This window comes from Sorangiineae bacterium MSr12523 (assembly GCA_037157775.1).
GTDB classification, from domain to species: Bacteria; Myxococcota_A; Polyangia; order Polyangiales; family Polyangiaceae; genus Pendulispora; species Pendulispora brunnea.
Genome location: CP089982.1, coordinates 12565556 through 12577171 on the forward strand (window position 1 = coordinate 12565556; position 11616 = coordinate 12577171).

Genomic DNA, 11616 nt, shown 5'->3' on the forward strand with positions numbered 1-11616 from the left:
GCCGCTTACTGGAAGTCGGGATGCCTGATGTTCGATAGGGCGAAGGTCACGATTTCGGCCTCCACCTGCGCTTCTTCATCCACCGTGGTGCCTCCTATGTGACCACCACCCGTCATGCGGAAGAGAACAGGGTGGGCAGCACTCGTCGCCTGTTGAACTCTAGCTGCGAACTTGCTTGACTGCCATCGTGGTACTCGAGGATCATTCAGCCCCGCGCGCAAGAGTATCGGCGGATACGACTGCCCGTCTTGGACGTTCAAGTAGGCATCGAGGTCGCGTAATCGGCGTGCCCCTTCGGGTGTGTCGTTCGTCCCGTATTCGTCCTTATGCAATGGGCCCGTCGCACTCCCTGCCTCCATCCGCGAGACGTTTAGGACGCCCCCCTCGATATACGCGGCGTCAATCAGCTCCGGATTACGTACAAATAGGCCGCCGACGGGAAGGGCTCCTGCACTGCCTCCCGAAACAAAAATTCCGCCACCGGTCCCGAATCCGGCACCACGAACGAATTTGACGCTATCGATGAAGTCCTCGACGGTCTTAATCTTCGTGGCGCCACGAGCTTGCTGATGCCACGTCCTGCCTTTCTCGCCGCCGCCGCGGATGTGGGCGAAAATGTATGTACCGCCCGACTCGATGAAGATTCGGCGTGCTGCGGTAAATGAGGGTCCGAGCACCGCTCCGTAGCATCCGTAACCCGAGATCCACACATACTTGGGCGGCGATGAGGCTTGTCCCTTCAGGCCGACGACCGTGAGCGGTATCCGTTGACCATCGCGAGCCGAGGCCTCCATGGACCGAACCTCGAATGCATCCGAGTGGGACGCAGAGATCATCGAGCGAATTGGCTCGACCGCTCTCTTATTGGGCGCCAGCGTCCACCACGACCGGGGCTCGGTCCAAGCGCGTAGGTCGACAACCAATGTATTGGTAGTCCGATCGAGCCGCAGGTTGTCCGAGAAGACAGAGCGACCAGTGGGGAGCGCAATAGGAATCACTTCGCTGGTAGAACGGACTAGGACAAGATGCTTCGTGGCAATCTCTCGCTCGACAACGTATGTATCCTGACCAGCGGAGACTAGATTCTCGAGCGTGTGATTTGCCGTGTAGAGTACACGGCGCGCGGACGGGTTGCCCGTCGAGACTTGCTCCAGCACGTCATGCTCATCGTCGATGCCGCGGACCACGAGTACACGGCCATCGGCGACGGCCGTTGCTTTGACCCGATCTGGTTGGTCATAGATCCGAGTCCAATCAACTTTCTCATTGAGAAGGGCATTGCGCTTCTTCGTAAAGACAGTCAGGTCAGGATTCAGCGAATGCTTGACCGCGATGACAATGTCTTGGCCATTCGGCGAGATGGACGGATATGGATATTCGTACTCCCCATGAATGCGCTCGCCGCGAGCTTGCGAACCTACGACCTCGGCATCCTGCTCGGCCGGTTTGCCCAGGGTATGCACGGCAACGCTCAAGTCGCGGATCTGGTCCTTCAGAGGAACACCCTTGCGGCCTCTCCCGCGCATGTAAAGGTACCCGCTCTCATCCGGAAGCCAGACGAAACAGCCTGAACGAACGTCATAGGCTCGATCGCCGTGGTCCTTTCCCGTTCGAGCGTCCAGTACGCGCACGATCGTTTCTTCAGCACCGGCGTCAGATGTGCCTATGGCGACAAAACGTCCAGAAGGCGAGACGGACATGAAATCAATCTGCACGCGACGCGAGGCTTCATCGTCACCGATGCGAAAAAGGACGCTCGGTGCGCTCTTTGCGTCACGGCGGAGGATCGACATTCCTTGGGTTCCCTTGCGCTCTTCAAGGGAGAACGTCACGTGACCGCGGACCTCTACCTCCCGCGGAGGCTGTGCTTCGTTTCGATACTGGCGTACCCGCTGAAGTACTTCGTCGAAATTTCTTCGGCCGTGAAGATACTCGAGCGCACTCCGCGATTGCTCCTGCTCCCACTTGGTCATCTCGGGAGTGGCGACTTCGAACGAAGAAAAACGGTCAGTGTTTTCCAAGGTCTCAGTCCGTTCGGGGGCAGCGTTCTTCGTGGCAACGGGAACCGTTCCGGCGCTCGCACTGGGGACCTGACTGGCCCGCTGCGAATGGGTACACGAGAGCGCCATAGCGCAGGTTGCGCTCCATACCACGATGAGACCTCGATGGTTCGGCATGAATGTTTCTCCGGTTCCCCTTCAACACGTACTCTTCTTAGAACACATTTCTTTGCTTGGCATCGTACCCGTGCAACCATCGCTCACGCCCGCGCAGCGGCCCCACGAGGGCGTGATGCGACGTCTGCACCAATAGAATTACCGGATCTTACAGGAAGTCACCCGCCCTGCCCGAGCTGCTCGTCCGAACCGGGCTCTCCCGCTCGGAGGGCGGTGCGTGTTCGAAGGCGCGGTCCGCCAAACTCGCGGTCCAGATCCAGAGTATCTTCGGGCAGTTCTTGCTCCGTTTGGGATTTTTTCAGTTCAGATTCGGTCGCCATTGTCCGTTCCTTTCTGTCTGCGCATTATTAATTCGAGCGTTCCGCCGTCGGCTGAGAGTCTTTGCCACACGCAAGTACCTTTACGCGCGTCGCTGCGAGTTGAAAAATCGGGCTACGCGGAGCACTCGCGAAACGCGCTTTCAACGTGCGATACCATTTGCAAGCTGTCGCCGTGTCACCTGCCACATCGTGCGCTTTCGCGGCGGCAACCTGCGCATGGATATGTCCCGCCGGCGAGAAGGCGAGGCAGCAATTGACTGCGGCATCGGCATGCTGGACCGCATCGGCCGTTCGCCCCAACCGGAGCAATTCCATTGTCACGCGCGCATACTTCTCAGGTGACATTGAAATCCAGTCGAGTGCGTATTGGCCGGGCGCAATCGGCGGTGCCATATCCGCTCCTACGTCCGGCAGCCCCGCAAAAGCTTGAATCCATTGTTCGGTGGACTGGCGAGGTCGACTCTTTATCCAGTCGTCTCGAATCTGGCGGTATTCGTCGGCCCCGATTGCATTCGTGAGATAAGCCAGCCGAGCGAGCTCGATGCCTATGTCCAGCTTATCATCGTTCGACCATGAACGCTGCTCCCGCAATCCTTTCATCGCGAGAGCACGCGCTTCGTCAGCTTGTCCAAGGTCCCGCAAAAGGTCGATAAGCTGAATGAGTGGCTCACCGCGAAACCGACCACTATTGGTCGTCGCGACCTCGTCGTTCCACTTTCTGAGAAGGCGTAGGGCTTCCGCCATCTCACCGCCTACGAGTGCCATTCGGTATTCATCGGAAACCCGAGCGGTGGCGACGCTTGGCGTAGGCTCTAGCTGGTCCGTGGAAAGAAGTCGCCACCGCTCCTCGAAGACCCCGCGTGCTGCGGCTGAATCGGTCGTCGTGGTGAGCAGAACGTTGCCCAACGCGAAATGCGCGTAGGCATTTTGGGGCATGACAGACACGGCGTGGCGTAGCGAACCCTCGGCCGCTTTGCACTCGCCCTTTGATGCAAGATAAAGGCCTTTCCATTGGAGGCAATCGGCCGAATCCGGAGAGGTTTGCAAGCACCTGTCTAAGTGGTCGAAGGCCGCGGACTCATCGCGCCGACGAAACTGGATCATCGCTGCCTCGAACTCGTTCCCGGGAATGGGATCTCGCTGGAGAGCACTCGTTTCTTCGATCAGGCGAAGCGCCTCATCGAGCTTGTCGAGCCGACGCAGGGTACGTGTGAGGATCCTGCGAGCGTCCAGATCGTGCGGCATCCGGGCGACCAGTGCTTTGGCCCGACGGTCTAGTTCGTCGTTATTCGGAGGATCGACGATGGACGGTTCAAGCGCATCCAGCATCTGACGTTCCCGCTCGTTCAGGCGTGAACGCTGCTCGCGGGCGTGGCGAAAGTGTTCGCGACGCTTTGGAAATGTATGGGTCGCCGCAAGCAGATAGTATAGTCTTGCGGACGCGCACTCCGGGTCGGACTTGGTAGCTTCCTCGAACTTGGGCACGGCTTCCCATTGGGAGGCGTCGCGCCAGAGTTGGAGCCCCACCGCAAAGGAAGATCTCGCTGCTGGAGCGCAACGATTGACCATTTCAGCGTCTACCTTCTCTGAGTCGAAGACGGTCGCAGCATCAGTTGCAGGCGATACCTCACTGCCGCCACCGTGGATCAAGCCGCGCGAACTCGCCAGCGACGCGGCCATCGCGCCAAGTGCGGCAACCGTGCAAACGAGAAGGGGCCACGAGGGACGCCGGCGAGCAGGGGCTCGCATATCTTCGAGGAGTGCGCTGAAGTCCGCGTAGCGCGCATCCGGACGACTCTCCATGGCTCGCGCGAGCACGCGGCGGATATTCGCGGGCACCAACGGAATATTGGTGGCGCCCTTATCTGTAGTTGCTTGGGCAATATTGCCGATCCTGGGGTGCGTTTTGGTCAAAAGCTCATGAGCTACGAGTCCCCACGCATATTGATCGGCCCGTGCATCAATCGTGCCGCCGAGTAGTTGCTCCGGGGCCATGTAACGCGGCGTACCGACGAGACCAAATAGCGTGTTGTTGCCGATCCCTACTTGTTTCAGCGCTTTCGCGATCCCGAAGTCCACGACCTTCGCGCGCCCGTCGGCCGTCAGAATGACGTTCTCTGGTTTTATGTCGCGATGGATAATCGCGTGATGGTGCGCGTATGCGAGAGCCTCTGCGATTTCCTTCAACCAACGAATCTTGTCGTCTAGCTCTGCATCGCCCGCCATCGCTTTTCGAAGGTTGCCGCCGTCGCAGAGCTCGAGGACCAAATAAGGAAGTTCATCTGACTCTCCCGCGTCGTAAATCTCCACGATGTGGGGATGTTTGAGCGACGAAACCACTCGTGCTTCGTGAAGAAGGCGCCGTTTGGCCTCTTCGCGATGGTCCGTCGTTCCTTCCGCGTTGTCGACGCGCAGGATCTTGAGGGCGACTGCGCGCTGAAAGGTGTCGTCGTACGCGCGATATACCTCGCCCATGCCGCCGCGGCCAAGGAGGCCATCAATGCGGTACCGGCCCGCGAAGGTGCTGCCGTCCAGAAGGCGGGGACCGGCCTGTTCGCTGGCCGATTGCAGCGTTTCCTTCGTGTTCGCCTCTCGTGGCAGAAGGCGGTCGCCAAACCGTTCGAGGTGAGCTTCGTTGAGCGCCACGATGGCGAGCTGCCGGGTTTGCAGCGTAGTTCTCTTGATGACGTCTCCACTGGCCGGACCCGAAAGGCAAGCTGCTAGAGCGATCTCGGAAGTCGCCATTGCGACAAGCACCAGCTCCGCGCGCTCCTCGTCATCCGCGAGGTAGAGGCTCCACTCGTCCGAGGATTCAAGAACCTGTTCGATCCGAAGGTGGCCGAGTATGCGAACACCGACCCCAGGTCGGTCAACGCCGATGTCGCGTACCGTGTCCCCCTGAGTGTCTGGCTGGGGGCCGACGGTCACCGGGGTGACCGTGCTCACGTGCTTCCCCCAGCGGGTGCGACCCGCAAGCAAGGGTATTCGAACGGGATGGTGAGTCGCGAGATGCATCGGTCCCCACTTGTGGAAAGAGGGGCCCCGGCGAAGTGGATCAAACTGGGGGACGATTTTCTTCGGGGCGACAATATCGTGCCGTCTCCTACACGAAAATTCATCGCTGATCCGGACAGACGCCTGCTCATCCTGCCTTTGCTACTCGGCCGTCCTATCCGAGATGTTGCTCGCCAAGGCGTCGAAACTTCCCCCGCCATCCGTGCGGCGCGAGTATCGAGCCGAAAGGCGCGGACGGCAAGCAGATTCTGCAACGTTTAAAAACCCTCTACTTTCGCCAACCTGCGCGGTCTCGTCAATAGGTCGGCGCGGTGGAGCTTGCCGAATCTTCCTGCGGGAGGTGCGCGGCGCGAGGTGCGCCGAACTCGACCGTTGGGCGGGGCAGATTTTTTTCGTGTCCCGTTGATCCAGATGCAGCCCGCCCCTCTTTATCAACTCTAGATGGCGAGAGTTTGCGGCCGGGCCGCTCGGCCGGGGAGGAAACGTGTATTCGGAAGTCGAACGGGCTCATGGCTGGATCCTTTTCATCTTTTTTTTTTGATCCGGACGCCCCCGACGCCTCTTTAGCAAGGTAGAGGCTCGATGTTGGACTGATCCAATTACCGCTGACGTCACTTAATACGTGTAGATGGCCGGGCACGACCAAACTGCTATCGGCCTTGGGGGGGATGATATGCGCCCTGATTCAAAAGACGTATCGATCATCAGGCGTAGGCGAGCGCACGAACCACGGAAGGACATCCACTTCGACAAATTGGTAATGGCACTCGAAACGCTGGCCTTCAGCATGCTCGAGGCGGAGAACGAGTTGTTTCTCTGCGCGCGCCACGCCGATGTCAAGATGGTGGCCACGTGGCGTCGCGATGTTCGCGTTGCCGCGGAGGTCGTGCGCAGGTGGGAGCTTCGTCAACAAACCGGCACTGAGGCAGAACAACCTCCGAGCCGTGAACCGGCCACGAGTTGCCAATTCTGCCCTCGACCTGCCGGCGTCCGAATCACGCGGTGCAAGTGGCACGTGTAGTGCGCGTTAATGAGTCTTGTTTGTGTCTTAATTAACCCGGAAATGTCATTTGTGGCGGTTACATCCTTCGCCCATATGAAACGACCGACTTGTCTCGGGTGTCGCCCAATGCCCATTTCCACCACCACCATGGCGGCAGTCCAGTAGCTCCCGAGATAAGTCGGTCGCTTTATGCGGGCGAGTGATCGTTCCTAGTCCTTGCAAGGAAAGCGCATGAGTTCATTGCGTCCTATTAGCCCTAGACGAGCGTGCCGCCCCTCGTTTCGCACGGTCGGGGGCATGCTACTTCTCACTGGGGCGGCGTGCTCCGGAGCAAACGAGATAGGCGTTTCGAAGCAAAACCTCTCCGAATCGAACGAAGCGCGCGCGGTGCTGGAGAACCTAAGGGCGCGCTTCACGATGCCCAGCGACATGCCACGGGCCCATGGCCCTGGCAGTCCTCGGAGAAGCCGCACGCTGTCATCGAGCACCACGAGCATCTTTTCGGCCAGCGCTGTCTCGGGCTTTATCGAGCACTCTGAGCACATCGACCCTGCAACATCACGAAGTAGCTTCATTTCCTCTCCGAACATACACCCGCACGTCGGCATTCCTCGTCGCGCAACGGCGCTCAACCAACTCTCCGAGCCGACGACGACCACCGGGATTCAAACACGGCTAGTGGGAGCTCGTGACGTTCCGGCCGAAGTTGCCGAGGGATACGCCATCTTTCGCGATGCTCTCGGCACGGGCTCGCACGTTCTCCACCGTGTGACGGAAACCGGCTACGAGGACTTCGTCACCTTCGAGCATGCGCCCGCGCAAGAGAAGATCGAGTACGAGCTGGCTCTCGGCGAGGGGGCTGCTGGACTGCGCCTCGTCGGTAACGTGCTCGAGATCATCGATGCATCGGGTACCCCTCGTCTCCATGTATCCCCGCCTTGGCTCCTCGGCGAGGACGGGACCCGCACCGATGCGACGCTCGCTGTGGACGATTGCGCTGTCGATCGCGAGCCCGCCGCGCCGTGGGGCCGCGTACCCGTCGCGCCGGGCGCAAATCATTGCAAGGTGACGGTGTCCTGGAGCGGGGCACATTATCCCGCCGTGCTCGACCCGGAATGGGGCACGACGGGCAGCATGGTGTCCGCGCGATATGATTTTCGCACCATTACTCTGCCTTCGGGCCAGGTACTTGCGCTTGGCGGCGGTCAGCCAGGAAACGTAACGGTCAGTGGCGCCGAACTCTACGACCCTACTTCGCGCACGTGGGCTGCAACGGGGAGCATGCACGACTCTCGTGAAGCCATGACCGCGACGCTCCTCGAGGACGGGACGGTATTGGCGGCGGGCGGATGGAAGTACGAGCCACCGGGAAATCCGAACGAGCAATGGGTCGGCGTCGAAGTATACAATCCGAGGTCCGGAGTGTGGTCGTCCACCATGGCGATGTCGATCCCGCGCGGGTACCACACCGCGACGCGATTGCTCGACGGCCGGGTCCTCGCAACCGGCGGTGATTGGCCGGACAACGAGAAGACTGCGGAAGTCTACGATCCCTTCACCAAAACTTGGACCCGCACACCCAACATGGCATCGGTACGTTGGGCTGGCACAGCTGACCGGCTTTCGGACGGCCGCGTGTTGGTGGTTGGCGGGTGGAAAGGACCGACCATCGAGGCGACCGAAACGGTCGAGATCTTCGATCCCACGACCGGCAAATTCAATCTCGCCAGTTCCCTTTCCGCCCCGCGTGAGGAACATGCGTCGATGCCTTTGCCGGATGGCAAGGTACTCATCTTCGGAGGTCGCTCAGCGTTCTGGGATGTGAATGGGCCCCCTCCGATCAACTACGTTGAGACGGAGATCTACGATCCAATTACGCAAGCATTCACGCCTGGTGGGAGCATGCCGGCAGGGCGGGTATTCGGCTCGGCGACCTTGGCGTCACGCAACTACGTGACGCTTGCGGGCGGTAGCCTCCCGGGCACCGCGGACTACGCAGATGCGCTCATTTATGATGTAAGGCGTGGCGTTTGGCAAGGTGGTGGCCAAATGTCCAATAAACGAAACTACCCTGGGGCAGCTACCCTGTCAGGGGAGAGCATCCTCGTATGTGGAGGTATTGGAACCGGCGGAACGCTGAATACATGTGACGTACTCGATTCGGTCGGAGACGGCACGCAATGTGGTGACGCGATTCGTCGTCCCGCGGGCGAGGAGTGCGACCTCGGCCAGTGGAATGGGACACGCGCAACATGCTCAACTACATGTCGAGCGCAAGACATCCCCTTGCTCGTGGACGCTTCGACCGTCCGCACTCGATCGCGGACCATCGGGCGGGGGGCGCACCCGCTCGCGGGGTGGTCTACGGGCGCGCTCGCCGCCGCCTTTGTCGAGACGAATGACGGCGTCCCAACGGTCAGAGTTGCCGGCGTTGGCCTTGACGGCGTGCCAAGCGACAAGGCGGTCATCGTGGGGGCCGCCCCGAGCGCGATTGCCGGTAGCGATCCGGTGTTCGTGCCGATTGCGGACGAGGTCGGCGTGGTTGCGTTTACCGACTTTGATGCCGATGGAGATCTCCTTGGCGTCGCTCTGCGCCGCGTTTACCCGATGGCCGGAATGGCCGGTCCGCTCGTGCGCGCCAATACCAGGACGAGCTTCTCGCAGTTTGATGCCGACGTGCTCAACACCGGCTCGCAAGTCGTCGTCGCCTGGTCGGACGATTCGGATTTGAACACTGGTCCGGACATCTTCTACCGTGTCTTCGACACGGCACTGAATCCCGCCACCACCACGGATCAACCCCTCGCAACCTCGCCCGAGGCCGAAGGCAGCGTTGCGCTGGCCCGATTCGGCGACACCTGGGCTGCGGCGTGGCGGGTGTTTGGAGGTGGTGCCGAGACGATTCGTGTGAAAGCGAGAAGCACCGAGTGGACCGTAGGCCCGTTTACCCCGGGGCCCAGTGACTCACGCCCAGCGCTCGCCGAGATCGACTCGAGTCACTTGCTCGTGGCCTTCGTCGAGGGCGCAGACCTTTCGAACGCGGGAACCGCGAAGGACGGGCGTCTCCGCATTGCGATTCTTGACACCGCAGCCCCTGGAGCGACGCTCATGCAGGAGGTGGTCACGGCCGATTCGAATTCACGCGACCTGCCAACAATGGCGCGTGCTGGCACGGGCACGTGGCTGGCCTGGCACGAGAAAGCTGCCAACGCCGAGTTCGGCCAGCTCATTGGGAAAGAGTTGGTGTGGGACCCAACGGCTCACACGCTCGATGTGAGCCGCGCGACGTTCTCGTTGCCTCGGTCGACGCAGCTAACCGATCGGCGAAGGCCGGTGCTCATCTCAAACGGCTCGCGAACGTTTGCGGCAGTTTGGGACGACGCTTCCCGCGTCTTTGGCAGTTTCGGCCAAAAAGGGGACGTGATGCTCGAAGCCATATCGCTGCCGTTCGGGAGGTTGCCATGATCGTGGCGCGGAATAGAGTGCACCATAGCGCCGTCCTCGCCTGCGTTGCGCTTGGTGTGGCACCCGTTTTTGCCGCTTGCTCGGGTTCGTCGGCTGGCCTCATTACGACATCGGGGTGCAGTGACGGCATCACGGAGTCTCGCAATCCTTGCCTCATTCCTGATAGCGGCCAAGATGGCTCCGAACTCCAGGACACGGACGGGGCATCGCGTGACGCCGGAAAAACCTCCGATGCGTCCAGTCGCGACGCCGCCAACGATGACGCGGGAGGTTCGGATGGAGGCGTACTTCTATCCGATCCGTGTCCTCCACCGGGCGCGCCTATCGTCGCGGACTGCAACCCCAATCACGATTGCGGCACGAGCGAATCCGAGTATCAACACTGTCTCGACGCTTCGTGCACGGACGCGTCATTGGCTAACCCCGGGATCGTCCTGAGGGGAAACGTTATTTATCCCATCCAGTACGTGATCCGGACACCTCAACGTCCGGGACTCAATGCTGAATGTGCGCAATGTGGAATCGATTCGTTTGCCTACTCAGTTGCTTTCAAAATTACGCGAGAGGCTGTCGGATTTCGAATTGCCGTTGACCCTCCGTGGAGCATCTACTTGATGGACGTCGGCGGCGTTCTGAAAAGATGTCCGGCGGAAATGAGTCAAAACGTGGGAAATGTATACGTGTCGTCGTCCCCGAAAGATCAATGGTTTCTTGTTGCGACCAAAGACCCGGATGCGCCGACGCGCAATATTTCGATCTACTTCTGACGTCTCGGTTTCGCCACGTAGGAGAGCGTTCCCCATGAAAAGAAGAATGGCCGTCGTAATGGCGATCGTAGCCACGGTCCTCTCGGCTGGTTGCAATTCGTCGGGGTCAGATGTGAGCCCCAAATCGGCTAGGCCGCCGGGACCGGAAGACATTCCCGAGGCACTTGCCGTTGCTGGGCAGAGCGTCACGTCTGGTGTCGCGGTGGGCCCCATGCGGAAGACGGAAGATATCTCGGGGTTTCGAATCGCCAAGTATCCCGTAACGGTGGCGCAGTTTCGCTCTTGTGTAGAGGCCGGGGGATGCGCGCCCGCGCAAGAGCAGGCGTGCATCAGTCGCCAATCGGACTCTCCGCTTGGACGTCCGACACTCGACGTTGCCGGCGGCGATAAGCTACCGGCAATATGCGTCGGAGTCGCGCAGGCAAAAGCATTCTGCAGTTGGGTCGGCGCCAAGCTGCCGTCGTTGCCTCAATTTCTTCTCGCTGCGCGCGGACCGAAGGTGACACGATTCGCATGGGGCGACACTTCGCCGGGCTGCCAGCAGCACCCCGAGGGGAAGGGATCGTTCTTCTCTCCGGGATCGATGACGAGCTGTGCGCTGAATGACGACCCTTTGCGCGCCTTCTCGGTTGGCCAGCACCCTGCAGGCGCCGGCTCGTCAGGAATCGAAGATGTTCTTCTCTCGCCCGGAGAACTCATCGACGTGTCCATGGACGCCTACACGATGGCTTGTGTCGCGCCGTTTGCAGCATGCGTGGCGTACGGCGTGGTTCCCGCGGCGATCGACGGTTTCGAACCCGTCACCGCCGGCGAGACCGCGGCAGCTAACAAGGCTTACAGCTTCCGTTGCGTTTGGAATTGAGGTTTCT

General features: G+C 60.4%; 6 protein-coding genes. 3 read left to right on the plus strand and 3 right to left on the minus strand.

The genetic code is table 11. From position 1 onward, the window contains the following. Positions 1–5: 5 nt before the first annotated feature. From LZC95_49730 to LZC95_49740, 3 genes are all read right to left on the minus strand, one after another. A complete protein-coding gene (locus LZC95_49730; protein WXA94514.1) occupies positions 6–2021 on the minus strand; it encodes a prolyl oligopeptidase family serine peptidase in 2016 nt (671 codons plus the stop codon). A gap of 314 nt (positions 2022–2335) precedes the next feature. Continuing rightward, positions 2336–2497 carry a hypothetical protein gene (locus tag LZC95_49735; protein ID WXA94515.1) on the minus strand — a complete coding sequence of 54 codons (162 nt, stop codon included), beginning with the start codon at positions 2495–2497 and terminating at the stop codon, positions 2336–2338. Between the two features lie 27 nt (positions 2498–2524). Then, complete coding sequence (locus tag LZC95_49740; GenBank protein ID WXA94516.1) at positions 2525–5443, minus strand: protein kinase; 2919 nt, start codon at positions 5441–5443, stop codon at positions 2525–2527. An 829-nt stretch (positions 5444–6272) separates the two neighbouring features. Between LZC95_49740 and LZC95_49745 the strand changes: the two genes are divergently transcribed. The 3 genes from LZC95_49745 (at position 6273) to LZC95_49755 (ending at position 11609) form a co-directional block, all read left to right on the plus strand. Next, positions 6273–6533 (plus strand): hypothetical protein, encoded by a 261-nt coding sequence (locus LZC95_49745; GenBank protein WXA94517.1) that lies wholly within the window; start codon positions 6273–6275, stop codon positions 6531–6533. Positions 6534–7193: 660 nt separating this feature from the next. Further along, positions 7194–9980 (plus strand): hypothetical protein, encoded by a 2787-nt coding sequence (locus LZC95_49750; GenBank protein ID WXA94518.1) that lies wholly within the window; start codon positions 7194–7196, stop codon positions 9978–9980. Positions 9981–11246: 1266 nt separating this feature from the next. Continuing rightward, the gene (locus LZC95_49755) at positions 11247–11609 is read left to right on the plus strand and encodes a hypothetical protein (protein ID WXA94519.1); all 363 of its coding nucleotides are present in this window, start codon (positions 11247–11249) and stop codon (positions 11607–11609) included. Positions 11610–11616: the final 7 nt, after the last annotated feature.